This window comes from Deinococcus sp. (assembly GCF_030523985.1).
GTDB lineage: Bacteria > Deinococcota > Deinococci > Deinococcales > Deinococcaceae > Deinococcus.
In genome coordinates this window covers 1-19,153 of the sequence record NZ_JAUNHK010000053.1, presented here as the reverse complement: position 1 = coordinate 19,153, position 19,153 = coordinate 1, and the positions used below count along the sequence as shown (strand labels likewise).

Here is a 19,153-nt window from a genome sequence, read left to right as displayed (position 1 = left end):
GCTTCAGCTTTTGGCCCCAACCCCAAACCCCTATCCCCAGGGGGGACAGGGGCTTAACGCTGGCGCTGTGCACATGGCGGTGGGTTCGCTGGTGGGTTGGCTTTCCTTGGTTGCACGGGGCTTGGATGCTGGTATTTTCCCGTTCGTGTGCGGCCCGTGCGCCTTGCGCCCGACGGCCCTGGAATTCTGCGTTTCCCGGTTTTTCGGCCACCAACTGTCTGACCCTTTCCGGCATCCACTTCTATAACTGCGTAAATCCCTGCGGTGTCCAGGCGTTCAGCGCCTCCGAGAGCAGCACCTCTCCTTCGGGCCAGTCGCCGTGGCCGCTGGCCGTGTTGATATGGCCTGCTTCGCCTGCCGTCACAAAAGCGGCGTCCCAGGCGGCGGCAAAAGCGGCGGCCCGTTCGGGGGTGCAGAACGGGTCGGTTTCACTGGCGACCACCAGTGCCGGAAAGGGGAGGGGACGCAGCGGCAGCGGGGCCATCTGGCAGGCCGCCGGGTGTTCGCGCTGCAAGGTGGCGTTGTCGGTGTCGGGTGGGGCGACCAGCAAAGCGCCCTTGACCCGTTCGCTGACCGGGTAAAGCTGCGCCCAGTGCGCCACCGTCGGCACGCCGCAGGAGTGGGCGACCAGCACCAGCGGGCCGGGGGTGGCTTCAACGACTTCCTGCAAGCGGGCCGCCCAACCCTCGGGCGTGGGGTTTTCCGGGTCGTCCTGGCGAACCCGCGCCGCGCCGAATTTCTGTTCCCAGAGCGTCTGCCAATGCTGCGGCCCACTGTCGCCCAGACCGGGCACGATGACCAGTCGGGGCAGGGCATGGCGGGGAGTGCTGCTCATGCCTGCCTGCTGTAGGCCAGCATCAGTTCTGCGGTGGCCCGCAGGGCATCGGTGTGGGTGCGCTCGTAGGCGTGACTGGCGTCCACCCCAGGGCCGATGAGCGCCACCGGATAGTCGCCGCCCGCACGCCAGGCCGCCGTGCCGTCGCTGGAGTAGAAGGGGTAGATGTCCACCCGCAGTTCCACCCCTGCCTGCTCCGCTGCGGCCCGCAGGCGGTTTCCGAGCGCGTGGTCGTAAGGGCCGCCGCCGTCCGCCACGCACAGCGAAACATGATGCTCGCTGCTGGTCTGCCCGTCGCCTACCGCTGCCATGTCTACCGCCACCAGTTCGTCGGTGTGGGCCGGAATGCCCGTCGCCGCGCCGTGTCCGACCTCTTCGTAGGTGGTCACATGAAAGGCCACCGTTTTGGTCGGCGGGTTCTGGAGCAGTTCGCGGGTGACTGCCAGAAAGACCGCCACCGCCGCCTTGTTGTCGAGGTGCCGGGCCTTGACGTACCCCGCCGGAGTCACGCGGGGCCGGGCGTCGAAGCTGACGAAATCGCCCACCCCTACGCCCAAGCGCAGCGTGTCTTGAGCGCTGCGGGTCACGGCGTCCAGGCGCACTTCCATAACCGCCGCCTCGCGCCGCAGGTCACGCAGGGCCGCCCCGTGAACGTGGGTGGACTGCCGCACGTTGACCACCGTGCCGCTGAGGGTCGTGCCGTTCTGACGGTGAATCAGCACATCCTCGCCCTCCACTGTCGCCCAGTCGTAGCCGCCCAGGGGCCACAGCAGCAGCCGCCCGTTGCCCTTGATGCCCTTGACCATCGCGCCCAGGGTGTCCACGTGCCCGCTGTAGGTGACGTGGCCCGCGCCCGTTCCGGCGATTTCCCAGGTCAGTGCGCCTTTGCGGGTGCGTTGGGAAGTCACGCCCAGTGCCCGCAACTCCTGCTCGACCAGGGCCACGGCCTGCTCGGTGTAGCCCGTCGGACTGGGGGTCGCCAGCAGCCGCACCAGCACGTCCAGGGTGTAGTCCAAATCCACGCGGCTCACTCGTGCTCTCCGGCGTTCAGCACGTTCACGGTGACGTCATAGCCCAGGTCGCGGGCACTCTGGGCGGTGACGGTCAGGTTGTCGCTGTCCAGGCCCAGCAGGGTGAGGTGCCGCACGGCCCGGCCCCGCAGCGCCGCGTCCAGGTCGGAACCGTGAAAGGCGTCGGGCTGCTGGGCACGCACCAGCACGTCGCCCGCCTCGGCGCGGAAATCGGGATAAAGCGTCCAGTCCTTGCTGAAGGTTTGGGCAGGGCTGCCTTCTTCTCCGTCCCACTGCACCAGCGCAATCAGTTCGCCGCTTTCACGGGCGGCCTCGACCTGCCGCAAACCTTCGCGGGCCAGTTCGCGCTCGTGGGGATGGTCATGTAGGTGGTGGCGCTGCACGCTCAGCAGCAGCAAAGCTCTCGGAGTGAGTGTCATGAGGGCGATGATAAGGGTTCGGATGACGCGGGCTGTCCGGCCCATTCGCGCAGCAGATAATCCAGCCGGGTCTGGGCGTTGTCCTGACTGCCGTAGACGCTCCGCAGCAGTTCGCCGCCCGGTGCGAAGGCCAACCAGTGGGGCGTGCCCTCGGTCTGCCAGGCCCGCGCGAACGTGCCCTCCAGGTCGAGCGCCACCGGAAAAGGCAACCGGGCAAAGTCACGGGCAAATTTGACCAGGGTCGGCTCCACGTCCTCACGCGGCAGGCGGCGATGCCCGGAGCTGGTGTGCACCGCCAGTAGGTTGACCTCCTCGCCATGCTCGGCGTGCAGACGCTTGAGAAAGGGAATCCCCCGCGACACGCAGCCGGGACACTCCAAGTTAAAGGTCATGACCAGTCCGGGGCGGCTCCATTCGGTGGGCGGCGGCAGGGGCGAGCCATGCACGAAGTCGCCGGGTTCGGGCCAGGGGAAGTCAGTGGACATGGGCGCAGTAGACGGCGGGCAGGGGGAAAGGTGCAAGGGGCCGGGGCCGAAGCCGTCTGCCTACATCAGCCCCAGCCGCCGCGCTTCGGCCCGCAGGTGGTCGCGGGCGTCGGGGTGGGCGGCCCGTTCGATGAGGGCGCTGGCCTGCTGGCGCTCGTCCTGGCCCAGAATTTCGGCGGTGCCCTGCTCGGTGATGACGGCGCTGGGCTGAAACGACGTGGTCGGCTCGCTCAGAATCGGCACGATGGTCGAAACATTCGCTTTGGGATGCCAGGAACGCAGCGCCATGAGTGCCTGTCCACCGGGCGAATGCAGCGCCCCCACGATGAAATCGGTCTGCCCGCCAAAGCCCGAGTGAATGCGTGCGCCGATGCGCGAGGCGTTGGCCTGGGCGAACAAATCCACCTGAAGGGCGGTGTTCACGCTGGTCATCTGCGGCTGCCGGGCAATCTGGGCCGGGTCGTTGACCGTTTCGGTTCGCAGCATCCTGACCCGCTCGTTGCCGTCCAGCCAGCGGTACAGGTCGCTGCTCCCGAAGGCGAACGACGACACCACCAGCCGCTCCGGGTCGAGGGCGCCCGCCGCTTCGAGGCTGAGGAGGCCGTCGCTGAACATCTCCGACCAGATGCCCAGCCGCCGCTTTTGCGTCAGGCCCGGCAGCACGGCGTCGGGCACTTCACCGATGCCGAGTTGCATGGTGGCCCCGTCCCCCACGCGGGCAGCGACCTGTGCGCCGATCTGCGCGGCGTCGCTGTGGCCCTGTGCGGCGCGGGCAGGCGGGGAGGCCAGCGGCTCATCCACCTCCAGCACGCCGTCAAAGGTGTCGAGGTCGTATTCGCCGTCACCGAAGGTGTAGGGCATCTGCGGATTGACCTGCGCCAGCACCAGACCCCCCCGCGCCCGGCAGTGTTCGATGGCGGCAGGCAGGATGTTGACCTCGATGCCCAGCGACACCTTGCCGCCGCGTGGGGCCGAGACGTGCAGCAGCACCACGTCGGGGGCGCGGGTCGTGCCGAACAGCAGCGGCACCTGCGACAGCCGCGCCGGGACATAGGCCAGCCGCCCGCTGCGCCGCATTCCCGCGCCCACAAAGGACGTTTCGTGAGTGACGCCCTCCCGGTCAGGAATCCCGGCGGGCGCGTTGAGCACCGACAGGCGGTAGGCGGGCAGAGCTTCGTCCAGCAGCCGCAGCAGCGTCCAGGGCACGGCCTGGTTTCCGCTGACAATCACGCGAGCGTCGGTTCCCAGACGGCGGGCCGCGATCAGATCTTGCAGTTGCGCGGGCGTAACGCGGTTCATGAGGCTATTTTCGCAGAGGGTGCAGTGGAGAGGGGAGAGGCTACCGCCTACGCTTGTCCCTTTCGCTATCCACCCAGCGCCGCCACACTCAGCACAATCAGGCCGATGCCTGCCCAGGCCGAGGCATTCAGACGGGTGCCGTCTATCCGTTGCGACAGCAGGGCCGCCGTCACGATGCCCATGCCGCCCCAGGCCGCGTAAGCCACCGCCACAGGCATCTCGCGCACGGCAAAGCCCAGCAGGGTAAAAGCCGCACACACCAGCACCAGGGCCAGTGCCCCCGGCAAGGGCCGCCGGAACCCGTCAGAGTGCTTGAGCAAGATGTTGGCGCACAGGTCGAGCGCCACCGCACCGACCAACAGCAGGAGGGCGAGGGGGGTCATGCGCTCACCTCGCGCCGCAAGGCTTCCTGGCGCACAGGTTTGGTGTTGGTGTTGCTCGTGTTTCCGCTTTCGTGGGTGCCCCGGTGCAGCAGGGCCGCGCCCGCCATCAGGCCCAGCAGCGCCAGCCCTTGCTTGGGCGTCAGGTGTTCGCCCAGCAGCACGGTGCCCAGCAGGGTAATCAGCAGCAGCCCCGCCGCCTCCCAGACCGCGAAGGCCACCGCCACCGGAATCCGGCGAAATGCCTGCGCCAGCAGGACATAGGAGGCTGCCAACAGCACATAGGTCAGCGGCAGTTGCCACGACTGAGACGCAAAAAGTTTGAGAGAAAGGGTACCTGTTACCTCCAGGGCAATCGCCGCAAACAGCGCGGGCCAGGCACGCATAAAGTCACCGTCCTTGAAATGGAAAGTCGAAAATAATGCAAAAAGAATGGATGTGATGGATTTGTCGGTTCAGGGCTGAGCGCGAAAAAACAGCGCCCGGTGGCCCTCAGGCTCTACTGAGGACGGGTCTGCCCCGCTACGTCCAACTCCGGGCGTAAAAAGCTTCACCCAGGAGGGCGCGAACGGTCTGGTTCTGGCACGCATCTCTGCGCATGTGTGGTCTCACCCGACATTCTGGAATTCCGCTCGGCGCTGGGCACAGGCGGGCGAGGCACCTGCCCCGGCTGGGTGGACTGCCCCGACTCGCCTTCACTGTCGCCACAGAGTGTCAGCGGACTGTCGGCTGCGGTTAAAGGCGGGCTTCATAGATACATAAAAAATCCCGGCTCCTGAGAACCGGGACATGAGGGGAGGTGGGTTGACTACTCGATGCTGGAGCGCCACTTCCACTCGGAAGCGCGTTTCATCACGTGGGCAATGCCGCCCGTGATGGCGAGTTTCTGGTTCCAGGGCAGTTTCATCCAGCCCACCGCCATCAGGCCGCCGAGCGACACGAACTCGCCCAGGGTGGTCGGCTCGTAGGGCATCAGCGGGCTGCCGCTGGCGAGGCTCATGATGTTCTTGCCCATGGTGCGGCCCTGCTGTCCGGCGTGCTGCGCGGTGGTGGGCACGGGCTTGCCTTCCTGGTTCAGCGCCAGCGCCATGTCGCCCAGGATGAACACGTCGTCGTAGCCCTTGGCCTTGAGGTATTCGTCCACCACGATGCGCCCGCCGGGGCCTTTTTCCAGGTTCTTGCCGCGCACGATGTCGCGGGCCTGAATGCCGCCCGTCCAGATGATTTTGCCCGCCTGAATGACCTTCTGCTCGCCGTCAGCGGTCTGCACGGTCACGCTGTCGGGGGTCGCCTGCATCAGGCGGTGGCCCACCAGAATCTTGATGCCGTAGTCTTCCAGCGTCTTCTGGGCCTTGGCGCGCAGGGCGTCGTCCAGAATGGGCAAAATCTTGGGGCCAGCCTCGACGAGGAAGATGTTGAAGGGGGGCAGGCCGCGCTCCTTGCTCAGCAGTTCGGCCCGCTGCGCCAGTTCGGTGACCAGTTCGACCCCGGTCAGGCCCGCGCCGCCCACCACGATGTCGCGGTTGCCCTGGTAGCCGTTGTCGAAGGTGCGGTTGACGAAGTTGAAGATCTCGTCGGCGTGCGCCAGTTCCTTCAGTTCGGTGGCGTTTTCCGCCAGGCCGGGGATGCGGTAGAAGTTGGTCACGCTGCCCAGGCCCACGACCAGCTTGTCGTAGGTGAGCACGCGCCCGTCCTTGAGGCCCACTTCGCGCTCGTCGAGGTCGACATAGTCCACTTTGGCCTGCTCCCACGCCACGCCCGTGCCGCGCAGCAAGGGCGCCAGCGGCAGGGTCACGCGGGTGTTGTGCGCCGCGGCTTCGTGCAGGCGAGTCTCGAAGGTGTGGTAGGCGTTCTGCTCGATGAGCAGGGTTTCGAGGCCAGGGGTGGGCTTGAGGGTGGTAACAGCGGCGAGGCCAGCGTAGCCCGCACCAAGAATCAAGGTTTTCATCGCTTCAGGACTCCTGTGAAAGTATTCACGAGCTAGGGTCAAAGGTTGCCCGCAAAAGAGCCGGGACTTTCACCCGGCGTTCGGCGCATAGTGTACACCTTTGCCGAAATGAATCCGTAACACGCCCTGCCGTCTTGAGCAGACGTGTGTTTACTCTGTTCTCATAGGCAGGCAGGCGTAAAGGGAAAAGGCGCCCCCTTTCGGAGACGCCCCGGAAATGGCGAGGTTCAGGCCTGCTGGAACATCACCGCACGCTTGACTTCTTCAATCAGGGTGGTGATGGGGATTTCACGCGGGCAGGCTTCGGTGCAATTGTAGGCGGTGCGGCAGCGCCAGACGCCCGTGTTCTGGTTCATGATGTTCAGGCGCTGCTGGGTGGCCTGGTCGCGGCTGTCGAAGATGAAGCGGTGCGCCTGCACGATGGCGGCGGGGCCGAGGTACGACCCGTTGACCCAGAAAATCGGGCAGGAGGTCGTGCAGCATGCACACAGGATGCAGTTCGACGAGTGGGCCATGCGCTCGGCTTGCTCCTCGCTTTGGATGCGCTCGCCTGCAGGGGCGGGGTCTTCGTTGATGAAGTAAGGCATGATGGCCTTGTACGCATCGAAGAAGGGTTCCATGTCCACCAGCAGGTCGCGCTCGACCTTGAGGCCGCGAATCGGCTCGACGGTGATTTCGCCGCCCGAACCTTTGACGAGGTCACGCACCAGGGTCTTGCAGGCGAGGCGGTTGCGCCCGTTGATCAGCATGGCGTCCGAGCCGCAAATCCCGTGCTGGCAGGAGCGGCGGAAGGTCAACCCCGGCTCCTGATACCACTTGATTTCGTTCAGCACGTCTACGATGCGGTCGCCTGCCTGGGCCTCTACATTGTAGGTGACCCATTTGGCTTTCTTGTCGGTTTCGGGGTTGAAGCGCAGAATCTTGACTTTCAGTTGCAGCATCGGCACGTTCGCGGGGGCGAGCGGCGCGGCGCTGGGGGTCACTGCTGTTTGGGTCATAGCTGTTCCTTATGCCAGCGGGGAGAAAAAGACTTCCCCCGCTGCCTTTAGTACACGCGGGCTTTCGGCTCGAAGGAGCGGGTAAAGCCTTTGAGGGCCACGTCCTTGTAGCCGATGACGACGTTGCCGGGCTTGTTAAGGTCCTTGTACGCCATCGTGTGCTTGAGCCAGTTTTGGTCGTCGCGGGTGGGGAAGTCTTCGCGGTCGTGTGCGCCGCGCGACTCGGTACGGTTGACGGCGCTGCTCGCCATCGCTTCGGCGCAGTCGAGCAGGAAGCCCAGTTCCATCGCCTCCACCAGTTCGGTGTTGTAACGAGCGGTGGTATCGGACACGCCGACGTTCTTGTAGCGGGCCTTGAGCTCCTGAATGATGCCGACCTGCTTTTGCATGTCGGGGCCGTTGCGGAAGATGCCCACGTTCGCCATCATCGTTTCCTGCAGTTCCTTGCGGATGGCGGCGGCGTTGTCCTTGCCGCTGGCCTTACGCAGGTCGTCGAACATGCGGCGGCTTTCGGCTTCGGGGTCTTCGGGCATCTCGGCGTACTCGACCTGCTTGGCGTACTGCGCGGCGTAGATCCCGGCGCGGCGTCCGAAGACCACCAGGTCGCCCAGGCTGTTGGTGCCGAGGCGGTTGGCCCCGTGCAGCGACACGCAGGCCTGCTCGCCCGCCGCGTACAGCCCTTCGATGCTGCCGCCTGCTCCGTCGCTCAGGCACAGGCCATTGAGGTCGGTGGGGATGCCGCCCATCGCGTAGTGGGCGGTGGGCTGAATCATCACGAGGTCCTTGACCGGGTCTTGGCCCAGGTAGGTGCGGGCCAGGTCGGTGATTTCGGCCAGCTTGCCCTCAATCACTTCGCGGGGCAGGTGGGTCAGGTCAATGTGGACAGCGTCCTTGTCCTTGCCCACGCCGCGCCCTTCGCGGATTTCGGTGGTAATCGAGCGCGACACGATGTCACGCGGCGCGAGGTCCTTGATGGTCGGCGCGTAGCGTTCCATGAAGCGTTCGCCGTTCGAGTTACGCAGAATGCCGCCCTCGCCGCGAATCCCTTCGGTGACCAGAATGCCCAGTTTGGCGAGGCCCGTAGGGTGGAACTGGTAGAACTCCATGTCTTCCAGCGGCAGGCCCTTGCGGTAGTAGATGCTCATCAGGTCGCCCGTGAGCGTCAGCGCGTTGGAGGTGATTTTGAAGGCGCGCCCATAGCCGCCCGCCGCCAGAATCACGGCCTTGGCGTGGTAGGTGTGCAGTTCGCCCGTCGCCAGGTCGTAGGCCACCACGCCACGGCAGCGCCCGTTCTCGATAATCAGGTCGGTGACGTGGAACTCGTTGAAAAACAGCGTCCCGGCCTTCACGTTCTGTTGGTACAGGGTCTGCAAAATCATGTGACCCGTGCGGTCTTTGGCGTAGCAGGAACGCTCCACGGCGGCCTTACCGAAGTCGCGGGTGTGACCACCGAACTTGCGCTGGGCAATCTTGCCTTCGGGCGTGCGCGAGAAGGGGAGGCCCATGTGCTCGAGTTCGTACACCACTTCGATGATGTCCTTGGCGAACACCTCGGCGGCGTCCTGGTCGGTCAGGTAGTCGCCACCCTTGACGGTGTCGAACATGTGCCATTCCCAGTGGTCTTCCTGCACGTTGCCGAGCGCCGCGCCGATGCCGCCCTGAGCCGCGCCGGTGTGCGAACGGGTGGGGTAGAGCTTGGAGATACAGGCGACAGAAACGCCCTGTTTGGCGGCGTAGAGCGCGGCCATCAGACCTGCGCCGCCCGCGCCCACGACGATAACGTCATAACGATGATGCATGAATAGTCCCTCTCAGTAAGTCGGGTGGGTTCAGATGGACATCAGCCCGACGGTGCCGAAAGCCAGCAGCAGGGCGATGATGGTAAAGAAGGTGCCTTTGATCCAGGCACGGTCAGGGCGCGAGCGCACGTAGTCTTCGATGACGTAACGCGCACCGTTGGCCCCGTGCAGCAGCGCCAGCACCAGAATCAGCCAGTCGTAGAACTTCCAGGCGGGGTTGCTGAGCTTGTTCACCACGGCGACGTACGTCGCGTCGGCTTCGCTGACCTGAATGAAGGTCATGTAGATGTGACCGAGAACCAGGAAGACCAGGATCAGGCCACTGATACGCATGAAGATCCACCAGTTCAGCTCGGCGTTGGAGTGGGCCTGCTGCCGGGCGTCGGTCAGGGTGCGGGCCTTAATCATCAGTAGCCTCCCAGAATGCGGGGAATGTTGACCCAGGCCGTGTAGGCGGTCGCCAGCGCCGTCAGGGCCAGCACCGCGTACCACATCTGCCGCTGGTAGGCCACGCCCGCGCCCGCGAAGTCCATCACGATGATGCGCAGGCCGTTGAGCGCGTGATACACCACGCCAGCCGTCACGAAAATCAGGCCCACACGAAAGGGCCACAGGTCGTAGGTGTGGTGAATTCTCATGTAAAACTCTTCACCCAAAATGACGGACCCGATGCTGAACACATGCAGCATCAGGTAAGCCAGGATTGCCAGTCCAGACAGGCGGTGCAGCAGGAAGGCCCACTGCCCTTCTCTCCCTTTGTACATTCCTCAGTCCTCCCTCATCACCCGCTCCCCCTTCGGTTCGTCGCGAACCTGGGAGGCAGGCAGCCATGTCTCGTGATGTGTTAGGCATCACCCGGTTTAGACGCTCAGAGCATATCACCGTCCCTGGCGCACAGAACTGCAATTGGCGCACGGTGGGGCGCGGGGTGGCGTTACTGCGCGGGGAAATCCCGCTATGCTGCCCGGCGTGACCAAGCCTGAGCCGGACACGCAGGCCGAACTGAACTACCTGCGTAAACTCAACCTCGCCCTGCTGACGCTGCTGGAGAAAAAAGGCGTGCTGAGCGACAGCGAAGTGCAGATGGTGCTGCGAACGGCCCACCGCGCCGCCTACCCGCCCAAGCCCGCCGCGCCCGTGGGCCCCGCCCTGCTGGGCACGCGCTGGGTCAAGCCGCAGGAGTCCGGCGAGGCTGGACAGGACTGATCGCGTCAGGGGAAGTCGGCAGCCAGCGCCGCAGCACCAGCGGCACGACCTGAAGGGCAACCAGCACCAGCGCGGCGTAGCGCACTGCCCGCAGCAGCGGCGAGTGGCCCAGGCTACCCAGCAGCGCCCCCAGCCCAAAGTAGACGGCGAACACCAGTGCCAGCCCCAGCAGGGCCACCACCAGCCGCCCCGTCCAGTCACGCGGGGGCGCAAAATCGGGCCGCCCAGCCCAGAAGCCTGCCAGCAGGCCCAAGCCCGCGCTGTATTCGCGGGGCGTGCTGGCAGGCAGCAGTGCGGTAAAACCCAGAATCAGCAGCGGAATGCCCCAGCGGGCCGCGTTCCAGTTGGCGAACGTCCCGTTTTTTCCCAGCCACGCGAAGGCCAGGCCCAGTCCCAGGCCCACCAGCACGTCGGACGGAAAGTGGACATGCAGCAGCAGGCGCGAGGCGGCGATAAGGGCGACTGTCAGGGCCGCGAAAACGGAAAACGCGGGGCGGCGCACCTGCATGGCGATGCCCGCCCACAGGGTCGCGCTCATCTGGGTGTGTCCGCTGGGCAGACCAGGGCCACCCGCCGTCGCCTGGGCCGCCGCAGACGCCAGCGCGGGGTCGTGGGTAAAGGGGCGCGGCAGATTCAAGCCGTACTTGAGCGCGGTGTTGACCAGATAGCTCAGCGCGAAGGCCACACCCAGGTCACGCCCGCCGCGAGGACTCACCAGCAGGGTATACAGCGCCAGCACGACGATAAACACTTCGTCGCGGCCCAAGTTGGTGACGGCCAGCCACAGGGAATCCATGCGGGCAGTGTAGAGGAGCTTTGAGGTATGGGCCGTGAGCGGTGAGCATCAGCCCATGGCCCAGAGCCATCCTTAGACCCTCTCACCCTCCGACCCTTAAACTTCTGTCCATGACCGCCCCCGCGCCCACGCTCACGCACGCCCACAACTCGCCCGTGGCCCTCTCGCTGCGAGGCATCACCAAGCGCTTTCCACTCGTGCTCGCCAACGACAACATTTCTATGGAAGTGAAGTGGGGTAGCGTTCACGCCCTGTGCGGTGAAAACGGCGCGGGCAAAAGCACCCTGATGAAAATCGTGTACGGGGCGCAGCCGCCCACCAGCGGCGAAATTATTGTGGACGGGCAGCCCGTGAGCTTTTCCAGCCCTGCCGACGCGATTGCCAAGGGCATCGGCATGGTGTTTCAGCACTTTCAACTGGTGGACACGCTCACCGTCACCGAAAACGTGATTCTGGGGGCCGAGCCGACCAGTGGCCCCAGCATCAACTACGCGGCGGCGCGGGCGCGGGTGGCCGAACTGATTCGGCAGTTCAACTTCGACCTCAACCCCGACGCGCTGGTGGGCGAGTTGCCTGTGGGCTTGCAGCAAAAAGTAGAGATTCTCAAGACGCTCTACCGGGGTGCCCGCATCCTGATTCTGGACGAACCGACCGCCGTGCTGACCCCCAGCGAAACCGAGGAACTGTTCGAGTTTCTCAAGGGCCAGTACGCGGCGAGCGGCAACGCCGTCATCTTCATCAGCCACAAGTTGCACGAGGTGCTGCACATTTCCGACACCATCTCGGTTATCCGCGACGGCAAGATGATCGGCTCTATCCCGGCGGCGGGCGCGACCACCGAAACCCTCGCCCGCATGATGGTGGGCCGCGACGTGACACTGAAGGTCAACAAAAAGCCGGCTCAACCCGCCGAAGTCGCGCTGGACGTGCAAAACGTGGTCGTGCGCGGGCATGGCGGCGGACACGGGGGCCACGCCGAGGCGGTACGCGGCGTGACTTTTCAGGTGCGGGCAGGCGAAATCGTCGGCATCGCGGGCGTGGAGGGCAACGGGCAGAGCGAACTGGTGGAGGCCATCACGGGCCTGCTGCCGTACCAGGGCCGCATCACCTATCTGGGCCAGGAGGCGCGGGGCGTGCGCGAGGTCGAAGCCTCGGGCCTGTCGCACATTCCCGAAGACCGCAACGAGCGTGGGCTGGTGCTGGAAATGACCACCGCCGAAAACTTCATTCTGGGCGAGCAGGACCGCGTCCCCTTCGCCGGGCCGCTGGGTCTGCTGAAACTGGACGTGATCGAGCAGAATGCCCGTGACCTCTCCGAGAAGTACGACGTGCGCCCGCGCTCCACGTCGTTGCCCGCCGGGAGATACTCGGGCGGCAATGCCCAGAAAATCATCGTGGCCCGCGAGATGCGCAAAGGCCCCAAGATTCTGGTCGCCAGCCAGCCCACGCGTGGGGTAGACATCGGGGCCATCGAGTTCATTCACGCCCGCATCGTGGAAGCGCGTGACCAGGGCCTCGCCGTGCTGCTGGTGTCCGCTGACCTGGGTGAAGTGATGAACCTCGCCGACCGCATTCTGGTGATGTATGAGGGCCAGATTGCAGGCGAAGTCAGCGCCGCCGAGGCCACCGAAACGGGCCTGGGCCTGCTGATGACGGGAAGTAAATAGAAGCTAACTACTAGTGAGTTATAGCGCTAAACATAACACAATACAGGAGTAAGTATGTCGGTAATATCCTTAGATGAGATCTCGGGTAACTCTTTCCTTCCCAGGCAGTCCGAGATGGAGACCCTTGAAATGTCTGCATTTAAGTGCTTTGACAAGGCGTATAGCGATGGTTATAGGCAGTGGATCTGTATGTTTTCTGGTGGTAAAGATTCTACGGCTGTTGCTATAACCCTCTGTGAATGGCTGAAGGCATGTAAACATAAGGATATAGAAATTAGATTTGTTTACTCTGATACTCAAGTGGAAATACCAACTATACTCTCTCAAAGTACTGAATTTCTAGAATTCCTGAAGGGCTTTGGGGAAGTTGAGATTGTCAAGCCGGAACCAAGTAAATCCTTTTGGGTTTCTATAATAGGAAAAGGATATCCAGCGCCTCATCAGAAGTTTAGATGGTGCACGGATAAACTGAAGATAGATCCGACGAAGAAGATTATTAGGCTAAATAATAGAGTAGATACGACAGCAATATTTACGGGAGTCAGATTTGGTGAATCTGACTTACGAGATAAAAAAATGTATTCAGCTTGTTCAAGGGGGGGCGAATGTGGTCAGGGTATTTGGATGGATCATAGTCAGGCAATGGGAATAGGATATTATGCCCCTGTAGCTTTCTGGAGGCAGTGCGATGTTTGGGACTATGTAAACTTCTCTGCCTACGCACGTGGTTATCCAACAGATAGGCTGGAGACTATCTATAATGGGAGAGATTCTAGATTCGGATGTTGGACGTGTACGGTGGTTCAGCAGGATAAAACCATGCAGAAGATAGTAGAAACTCAGTCCGGTAAGAAATATGAGCCATTGCTAGAATTGAGAAATTTTCTCAAGATAGAGTCATTTAGAGAAGATAATAGGGTCATAAGGCCAAATGGACAAAAGGGTAGACTGAAGAGGGAGTTTAGGGAAGAAATTTTTAAAAAACTATTAGAGGCTCAGCGGTTGGTTGGATACGAGTTGATTTCACAAGAGGAGATAGATCTTATATATAAGATATGGGCATCCGGAAAATACGGTGATAGTTATGAGAATAGGATGGCGTAAATTTTGGGAGACATGTTGGCAAAGAACTAAAGCGTCTTTTGAGAATCCAATAATAATATTTTATTTCCTAATCTTTGTAGGTATGGTGGGCGGGATAGGAATTTGGATAGATTTTTTGAGGAAGCTGAAGCAGTACGGGCTTCCTAATGTGCCTATAAATATATACGAGAATGTTGTTACATATGGTATAGCTATAGCGGTCACAGCTTTGTTCGATTTCGTTATCAGGAAAATCAATCTTCCTTCATCTACTAGAGTAGATTTAATGACTAGGGAAGAAAAAGTAAATAATTCTATACATATTCTAATGATGGCAATACTTACTACGGTGGTTGCGGGTCTATCAATATACTGTTATATAATGCAAGTAAACTACTGGCTGCTATCGGGTATAATACTGATATCCTGGTTAGTTTGGATATATGCTAACTATGATAACGATAGTTTCGATTCGAATATACAAGAAAATCCTAGTACTTATCATGGTGGGGATGTTAACAGGGGATTAAGAGAAGCAAGTATAAACCATAGTGAAATACCGGAGGCTATAATATGAGGGAATTTGATGCCATTAGAGTATCGCAGCCATACGGTGTCTTCTACTTGGCATCCATACGAGCCTCAGTACTCTTGGAGCTTATAGAGGTTAAGAGATTTAGAGCTGTGATTGATACCGAGAGCGAGAGGTTTTATAAGATGGATGGGATCCAAAGGAGGTATTCAGAGAATAGAAAGCGTCTTATAGCAAAGTTCGTGCGCTCTTCTGAGGCGGTTTTTCCTAACACTGTTATCTTGTCAGTAAATAATTCAGAGATTGTTGAAGGTGAGGTCTGTGAAGGGAGTAATTGGCAAGTTCAAGATATTAAGGATGTCAATGGCAATCTGACGAGTAGGTCTATACTTACTGTTTCTGAAGATATTAGAAGCGCAGTGGTTATAGATGGTCAACATAGACTCTATGGCTTCTTGGAGGCTTTGGAAGAGCTACGTGAGGAAAAGCTTATACATGATCCCGCTGTGAAAAGGGCTCTAGAAATGGAATTGCCCTGCAGTATTTATTTCAACCTCAAGCCTGAACAGCAGGCATACGTTTTTGCAACGATAAATTTTAACCAGAAGCCAGTAGATAAGAGCTTAGCGTATGAACTCTTTAATGTTTCTACTGATGATAATCCAAGCACTTGGTCACCAGATAAGCTAGCGGTTTTTTTAACCCGCCGCTTGAATGCTGTATCGGATGAGACAATAGAAAGATTCAATGTATCTCATAACATGAGCTTCGATGCGGGGCCTTTGAGAGGAAAAATTAAGATAGCAAATCAGGAATATGTTGATCAAAGCAGTGAAAGTTGGGCAATTTCAACTGCTACGGTAGTAAATGGAATACTGTCGCTGATATCTAAGAACACGGCTGGTGATAGAAGTGTAATGTATGAAGAATTCGGGAGGGGCGATAGGACTGCTCTGTCTGATGATAGATCTCCTATGAGAGTCTCTTATCTACTTGGCAGGGACGATGAAATATATTACTCTGTATCCCACTTCTTTTCTGTGGTGGATAAACTTCTATGGCAGAGGATTGGAGATTCTACATATTTCACTAAGACTGTAGGTATACAGGCCCTATTTACTGTTTTGAAAAGACTGATTGGCGAACAGTCGGGTCGACTTGACCTTTCGATGGGATATTTTATAAGGCGACTGAATGGATTAAGCAGAATAAGGGAAGACAGAGTTCAAATTTTGGGTGAAGCATCTGGGATAGGTAAAACTCGATTGACAAATCTGCTACTCATTGCACTAGATATGAAAAGTGATGATGGTGATATTAGCCTAATTAACGGGGACGTCGTAATCGGCTCGGATTATTTTCTTTTTGAAAGGGAATAGCTATCTAAGGGAAATTCAAGAACGTTTCTGCGTTAGGATGGCGGCTCTGATTGGGAGCCGCCATCTTCTTGCCAAGTATCTTTCTGACGTCTACTGCGTACTGCGCGGGTCGAGCACGTCGCGCAGGCCGTCGCCCAGCAGGTTAAAGCCCAGCACGGTCAGCAAGATGGCGAGGCCAGGAAAAATCATCGTCCAGGGCGCGTCTATGTAGTAGCTGCGCGAATCCGAAATCATGGTGCCCCACTCTGGCAGGGGCGGCTGTGCCCCGATCCCCAGAAAGCCCAGCGCGGCGACCTCAATGGTGGCGGTGGCGATGCTCAGTGCCCCCTGCACGATGAGCGGCGAGAGGCTGTTGGGCAGTACATGCTTGAACACGGTGCGGGTCTGGCTGGCTCCCAGCGCGTGGGCCGCCTGCACGAATTCGCGTTCGCGTAGCCCCAGCACCACCGAGCGGGCGAGGCGCACATACACCGGAATCTGCACCAGCGACACGGCGAGCATGGCGGTCACGAGTTGCGGACTGTTGAGCTGAAAGAGTTTGTCCAGGCCCGCAATCAGCAGCGGTGGATTGGTCGAACTGAAGATGGTGGCGAAGCCGATGGCGAGCAGAATGCTCGGAAAGGCCAGCAGCACGTCGGTGAAGTAGCCCAGCAGCGAGTCGAACCAGCCGCCGAAAAAGCCGGCCAGCACGCCCAGCAGCGACCCGATGACCAGCGCCAGCACCGTGCTGACCACGCCGACCTTGAGGCTGATGCGGGTGCCGTGTAGCACGCGGGTGTAGATGTCGCGGCCCAGGTTGTCGGTGCCGAAAGGCGCACGCCACAGGTCCACCTTGCCCGTCGCGGGGTCGGTGTAGGTTTCCTTGGCCTCTGCGTTCCACAGCGCCGTGATGCTTGGCGGCTTGAGGTTGAGGCGGTAGTTGCGGTCGGTGGTGGGGTCGTAGGGCCGAATGACGGGCGCGAGAATCGCCAGCAGCACGAACAGCGCCACGATGATGGCTCCGACCTTGCCGGGCGTACTCTTGCGAAAGCGCCGCCAGAAGATGTTGGGGGGCTTGCGTGTCTGGGTGGGGGTTGCAGTTGCGGTCATGGGTTCACCTGTTGGATTTACCTGTACTGAATGCGGGGGTCGAGCGCGGCGTAGCTGAGGTCCACGAGCAGGTTGACGATGCTGACCACCAGCGCGATAAAGATGACCCCGCCCTGAATCACGAAGAAGTCACGGGCGCTGATGGCGTCGTAGAGCCACGACCCCAGGCCGTTCCACGAAAAGATGGTTTCGGTCAGCACCGCGCCGCCGAGCAGACCGCCGATTTGCAGACCGATGACCGTCACGATGGGCAGCAGGGCGTTACGGAGCGCGTGCTTGAGCGTGACCGAGCCACCGCTCAGGCCCTTGGCGCGGGCGGTACGCACGTAGTCTTGCCCCAGCACGTCCAGCAGGCTGGAGCGCGTGATGCGGGCGATGATGGCGAGTGGAATGGTGCCCAGCGCGATGGCGGGCAGCACCAGATGCTTGGCGGCGTCCCAGGCGGCGGCGGGTTGACCGCGCAGCAGGCCGTCGAGCACGTTCATGCCCGTAATCGGTTGGATGTCGAACTCGGTGCCCAACCGCGCACTGGGCGGCAGCCAGCCCAGATACACCCCGAAAAAGTAAGACAGCAGCAGGCCCAGCCAGAAGACAGGCATACTCACCCCGATCAGGCTGAAGGTGGTCGCCAGGTTGTCCCAGACCGAGTTGCGCCGCAGCGCCGCCACGATTCCGGCGGGCAGCCCGAACAGCAGCGCGAAGCCCAGCGCGGCAAACGCCAGTTCGACGGTGGCGGGAAACCGGGTCTTGAGGTCGTCCTTGACCGGAATCTGGGTCATGATGCTCTTGTCGAGGTCGCCGCGCAGCAGCCCGCCCATGTAGTTGGGATACTGGGCATTGAGCACGCCCCCTTCGCCCGTCGTGTTGAAGAACCAGGGTCGGTCGAAGCCCCGGTCACGGTTGCACTGGGCAATGGATTCGGGGGTGCCGCGCTCGCCCAGGATGGCCGTGCAGGGGCCGCCGGGAATCAGGCGCACGAAGGTAAACACCAACAGGCTGATGCCCAGCATGACCAGCAACGTGCGAAACAGGCGGCGAATCAGATAACTGCCCAAGGAAAACCTCCTGAGACGGGAAACGGGGCGCTTCCCTGAACTGGTATTGGCATATGGGGCGCAGTCTAGAGTCTGGCGGTGTCACATGCGCGGTCAGCTTCTAGGGCGTACCTTTGTGGCCTGATGACCTATCCTCTTTTGACGGGGCTGCGGCGGCGTTTGCTGACGGCCTTTCTCGGCTTAGCGGTTCTGGTTCAGCCTGCTGCAGCGCAAACTTCCGGCATGGCCCCTGGCCCGGTGGCTCCGGCCCTGCCCGGCTCTCCTTCACCCCTGAGTGGGCCGACCATCATTTCCCTGGCGGCGGAGCCACAGGAAGTCATCGGCGTGGCCCCCGACGCGCTGCCGGGCCGAGCGGGCGACCCCATCACCGGCATCGTGGCGGTGCGGGCCGTGGGCGGAACGGTGGTGCGGCTCTACGACGCGGGCACGGGCCGAATGCGCCGCGAAGTGCGCCTGCCCCCCGAAGTCCTGCCGAACGTGACGCCCGCCATCAGTCCCGACGGCAAGTGGCTGGCGGTGGCCCTCGACAACGACAAGCTGACGGGCGACGGGCTGGTGGGCTTTTTCTCGACCTTCCAGAAGCCGGTGTACAACTTCTTTCTGCGTTCGCCGGGCCTGCGCGACAGCGTCGGCTTCGCCTTCAGTCCCGACGGAACGCGGCTGGCGGTCGCCAACAAGAACAGCTACGTCCAGCTCTGGAACCTCGGCACCCGCGAGCGTCTGACCACTGTCAAGGGCAGCTACCCGCCCGAAGGTCTGTTCTTTTCGCCGGACGGCTCGACCTTCATGCCCCGTTTTCGTGGGCAAAAGCAGACCACGCTGATTGAAACCGCCACAGGCAGGACACTGACCACCCTGCCGCTGCCGCAAGCCGACCTGATGCCGGGGGGCCTGCTGGTGGCACCCGGGGGCCGCACGGTGCAGGTGCCGGGGGGAACGCCGCTGCCGCTGCCCGCCTACCTGGCCGGGGGCGCGGTGCCCGCTGGCTTCGACCGCACCGCCGGGCGTGTGCTGGTGACCCTGCCGCTGCCGACCCAGCCGAACGTGACCACCCTGGAACTGCGCGAAGTGATGACCGGAACGGTGCTGGCCCGCCATGTCCTGCCCGACGTGGAGAGCGTCCGCCTGATGCCCGACGGCGAACACGCGCTG

The 19,153-nt window shown here is 61.3% G+C and carries 21 protein-coding genes; 6 read left to right on the top strand and 15 right to left on the bottom strand.

Going from position 1 to position 19,153, the window contains the following annotated elements:
- Nucleotides 1–241: 241 nt before the first annotated feature.
- From Q4C89_RS09140 to sdhC, 12 genes are all read right to left on the bottom strand, one after another.
- Nucleotides 242–835: an alpha/beta hydrolase gene (locus Q4C89_RS09140; RefSeq protein WP_303102300.1), complete on the bottom strand. Its 594-nt coding sequence runs from the start codon at nt 833–835 to the stop codon at nt 242–244.
- Nucleotides 832–1,866 (bottom strand): M42 family metallopeptidase, encoded by a 1,035-nt coding sequence (locus Q4C89_RS09135; RefSeq protein WP_303102299.1) that lies wholly within the window; start codon nt 1,864–1,866, stop codon nt 832–834. Before Q4C89_RS09135 ends, Q4C89_RS09140 begins: the two co-directional genes overlap by 4 nt.
- Entirely contained in the window at nt 1,863–2,285 is a 423-nt protein-coding gene (locus Q4C89_RS09130) for an isochorismatase family protein (protein WP_303102298.1), read from the bottom strand. Before Q4C89_RS09130 ends, Q4C89_RS09135 begins: the two co-directional genes overlap by 4 nt.
- On the bottom strand, nt 2,282–2,770 hold the full coding sequence (locus Q4C89_RS09125) for a TlpA family protein disulfide reductase (RefSeq protein WP_303102297.1): 489 nt from the start codon (nt 2,768–2,770) through the stop codon (nt 2,282–2,284). The genes Q4C89_RS09130 and Q4C89_RS09125 overlap by 4 nt, the downstream gene beginning before the upstream one ends.
- 60 nt (nt 2,771–2,830) lie before the next feature.
- Nucleotides 2,831–4,069 carry an acetyl-CoA hydrolase/transferase family protein gene (locus Q4C89_RS09120; protein ID WP_303102296.1) on the bottom strand — a complete coding sequence of 413 codons (1,239 nt, stop codon included), beginning with the start codon at nt 4,067–4,069 and terminating at the stop codon, nt 2,831–2,833.
- 65 nt (nt 4,070–4,134) lie between these two features.
- Nucleotides 4,135–4,452: a multidrug efflux SMR transporter gene (locus Q4C89_RS09115; RefSeq protein ID WP_303102295.1), complete on the bottom strand. Its 318-nt coding sequence runs from the start codon at nt 4,450–4,452 to the stop codon at nt 4,135–4,137.
- Nucleotides 4,449–4,835, bottom strand: coding sequence for a multidrug efflux SMR transporter (locus Q4C89_RS09110; RefSeq protein WP_303102294.1), 387 nt, complete (start codon nt 4,833–4,835; stop codon nt 4,449–4,451). The genes Q4C89_RS09115 and Q4C89_RS09110 overlap by 4 nt, the downstream gene beginning before the upstream one ends.
- A gap of 422 nt (nt 4,836–5,257) precedes the next feature.
- The gene (locus Q4C89_RS09105; protein ID WP_303102293.1) at nt 5,258–6,397 is read right to left on the bottom strand and encodes an NAD(P)/FAD-dependent oxidoreductase; all 1,140 of its coding nucleotides are present in this window, start codon (nt 6,395–6,397) and stop codon (nt 5,258–5,260) included.
- A gap of 227 nt (nt 6,398–6,624) precedes the next feature.
- Nucleotides 6,625–7,395, bottom strand: coding sequence for a succinate dehydrogenase iron-sulfur subunit (locus Q4C89_RS09100; RefSeq protein WP_303102292.1), 771 nt, complete (start codon nt 7,393–7,395; stop codon nt 6,625–6,627).
- Between the two features lie 47 nt (nt 7,396–7,442).
- Nucleotides 7,443–9,194: a succinate dehydrogenase flavoprotein subunit gene (gene sdhA / locus Q4C89_RS09095; RefSeq protein ID WP_303102291.1), complete on the bottom strand. Its 1,752-nt coding sequence runs from the start codon at nt 9,192–9,194 to the stop codon at nt 7,443–7,445.
- A 30-nt stretch (nt 9,195–9,224) separates the two neighbouring features.
- Complete coding sequence (locus Q4C89_RS09090) at nt 9,225–9,602, bottom strand: succinate dehydrogenase hydrophobic membrane anchor subunit (RefSeq protein ID WP_303102290.1); 378 nt, start codon at nt 9,600–9,602, stop codon at nt 9,225–9,227.
- Nucleotides 9,602–9,958: a succinate dehydrogenase, cytochrome b556 subunit gene (sdhC, locus tag Q4C89_RS09085; RefSeq protein ID WP_303102289.1), complete on the bottom strand. Its 357-nt coding sequence runs from the start codon at nt 9,956–9,958 to the stop codon at nt 9,602–9,604. Before sdhC ends, Q4C89_RS09090 begins: the two co-directional genes overlap by 1 nt.
- A 205-nt stretch (nt 9,959–10,163) precedes the next feature.
- On the opposite strand from sdhC, the gene Q4C89_RS09080 reads away from it, so the two are divergent.
- Nucleotides 10,164–10,400, top strand: coding sequence for a hypothetical protein (locus tag Q4C89_RS09080; protein ID WP_303102288.1), 237 nt, complete (start codon nt 10,164–10,166; stop codon nt 10,398–10,400).
- Here Q4C89_RS09080 and Q4C89_RS09075 read toward each other — a convergent pair.
- Nucleotides 10,363–11,196 (bottom strand): phosphatase PAP2 family protein, encoded by an 834-nt coding sequence (locus Q4C89_RS09075; protein WP_303102287.1) that lies wholly within the window; start codon nt 11,194–11,196, stop codon nt 10,363–10,365. The two genes, Q4C89_RS09080 and Q4C89_RS09075, sit on opposite strands and share 38 nt — an antisense overlap.
- Nucleotides 11,197–11,306: 110 nt before the next feature.
- On the opposite strand from Q4C89_RS09075, the gene Q4C89_RS09070 reads away from it, so the two are divergent.
- The 4 genes from Q4C89_RS09070 to Q4C89_RS09055 are packed head-to-tail and all read left to right on the top strand — an operon-like array spanning nt 11,307 to nt 15,857.
- Nucleotides 11,307–12,863 (top strand): ABC transporter ATP-binding protein, encoded by a 1,557-nt coding sequence (locus Q4C89_RS09070; protein WP_303102286.1) that lies wholly within the window; start codon nt 11,307–11,309, stop codon nt 12,861–12,863.
- A gap of 54 nt (nt 12,864–12,917) precedes the next feature.
- Nucleotides 12,918–13,967 (top strand): phosphoadenosine phosphosulfate reductase family protein, encoded by a 1,050-nt coding sequence (locus Q4C89_RS09065; RefSeq protein ID WP_303102285.1) that lies wholly within the window; start codon nt 12,918–12,920, stop codon nt 13,965–13,967.
- Entirely contained in the window at nt 13,948–14,523 is a 576-nt protein-coding gene (locus Q4C89_RS09060; RefSeq protein ID WP_303102284.1) for a hypothetical protein, read from the top strand. Before Q4C89_RS09065 ends, Q4C89_RS09060 begins: the two co-directional genes overlap by 20 nt.
- Entirely contained in the window at nt 14,520–15,857 is a 1,338-nt protein-coding gene (locus tag Q4C89_RS09055; protein WP_303102283.1) for a DGQHR domain-containing protein, read from the top strand. The genes Q4C89_RS09060 and Q4C89_RS09055 overlap by 4 nt, the downstream gene beginning before the upstream one ends.
- A 90-nt stretch (nt 15,858–15,947) precedes the next feature.
- Here Q4C89_RS09055 and Q4C89_RS09050 read toward each other — a convergent pair whose 3' ends face one another.
- On the bottom strand, nt 15,948–16,946 hold the full coding sequence (locus Q4C89_RS09050) for an ABC transporter permease (RefSeq protein ID WP_303102282.1): 999 nt from the start codon (nt 16,944–16,946) through the stop codon (nt 15,948–15,950).
- Nucleotides 16,947–16,963: 17 nt separating this feature from the next.
- A complete protein-coding gene (locus tag Q4C89_RS09045) occupies nt 16,964–18,001 on the bottom strand; it encodes an ABC transporter permease (RefSeq protein ID WP_303102281.1) in 1,038 nt (345 codons plus the stop codon).
- Between the two features lie 123 nt (nt 18,002–18,124).
- Here Q4C89_RS09045 and Q4C89_RS09040 point away from each other — a divergent pair.
- On the top strand, nt 18,125–19,153 hold a 1,029-nt coding region (locus Q4C89_RS09040), incomplete at its 3' end, for a WD40 repeat domain-containing protein (RefSeq protein WP_303102280.1).

Bases quoted from the DNA above. Each gene is read 5' to 3' on its own strand.
- Q4C89_RS09140 (WP_303102300.1), bottom strand. From the start codon at position 835: ATGAGCAGCACTCCCCGCCATGCCCTGCCCCGACTGGTCATCGTGCCC.
- Q4C89_RS09130 (WP_303102298.1), bottom strand. From the start codon at position 2,285: ATGACACTCACTCCGAGAGCTTTGCTGCTGCTGAGCGTGCAGCGCCAC.
- Q4C89_RS09125 (WP_303102297.1), bottom strand. From the start codon at position 2,770: ATGTCCACTGACTTCCCCTGGCCCGAACCCGGCGACTTCGTGCATGGC.
- Q4C89_RS09120 (WP_303102296.1), bottom strand. From the start codon at position 4,069: ATGAACCGCGTTACGCCCGCGCAACTGCAAGATCTGATCGCGGCCCGC.
- Q4C89_RS09115 (WP_303102295.1), bottom strand. From the start codon at position 4,452: ATGACCCCCCTCGCCCTCCTGCTGTTGGTCGGTGCGGTGGCGCTCGAC.
- Q4C89_RS09110 (WP_303102294.1), bottom strand. From the start codon at position 4,835: ATGCGTGCCTGGCCCGCGCTGTTTGCGGCGATTGCCCTGGAGGTAACA.
- Q4C89_RS09105 (WP_303102293.1), bottom strand. From the start codon at position 6,397: ATGAAAACCTTGATTCTTGGTGCGGGCTACGCTGGCCTCGCCGCTGTT.
- Q4C89_RS09100 (WP_303102292.1), bottom strand. From the start codon at position 7,395: ATGACCCAAACAGCAGTGACCCCCAGCGCCGCGCCGCTCGCCCCCGCG.
- sdhA (WP_303102291.1), bottom strand. From the start codon at position 9,194: ATGCATCATCGTTATGACGTTATCGTCGTGGGCGCGGGCGGCGCAGGT.
- Q4C89_RS09090 (WP_303102290.1), bottom strand. From the start codon at position 9,602: ATGATTAAGGCCCGCACCCTGACCGACGCCCGGCAGCAGGCCCACTCC.
- sdhC (WP_303102289.1), bottom strand. From the start codon at position 9,958: ATGTACAAAGGGAGAGAAGGGCAGTGGGCCTTCCTGCTGCACCGCCTG.
- Q4C89_RS09075 (WP_303102287.1), bottom strand. From the start codon at position 11,196: ATGGATTCCCTGTGGCTGGCCGTCACCAACTTGGGCCGCGACGAAGTG.
- Q4C89_RS09070 (WP_303102286.1), top strand. From the start codon at position 11,307: ATGACCGCCCCCGCGCCCACGCTCACGCACGCCCACAACTCGCCCGTG.
- Q4C89_RS09065 (WP_303102285.1), top strand. From the start codon at position 12,918: ATGTCGGTAATATCCTTAGATGAGATCTCGGGTAACTCTTTCCTTCCC.
- Q4C89_RS09060 (WP_303102284.1), top strand. From the start codon at position 13,948: ATGAGAATAGGATGGCGTAAATTTTGGGAGACATGTTGGCAAAGAACT.
- Q4C89_RS09055 (WP_303102283.1), top strand. From the start codon at position 14,520: ATGAGGGAATTTGATGCCATTAGAGTATCGCAGCCATACGGTGTCTTC.
- Q4C89_RS09050 (WP_303102282.1), bottom strand. From the start codon at position 16,946: ATGACCGCAACTGCAACCCCCACCCAGACACGCAAGCCCCCCAACATC.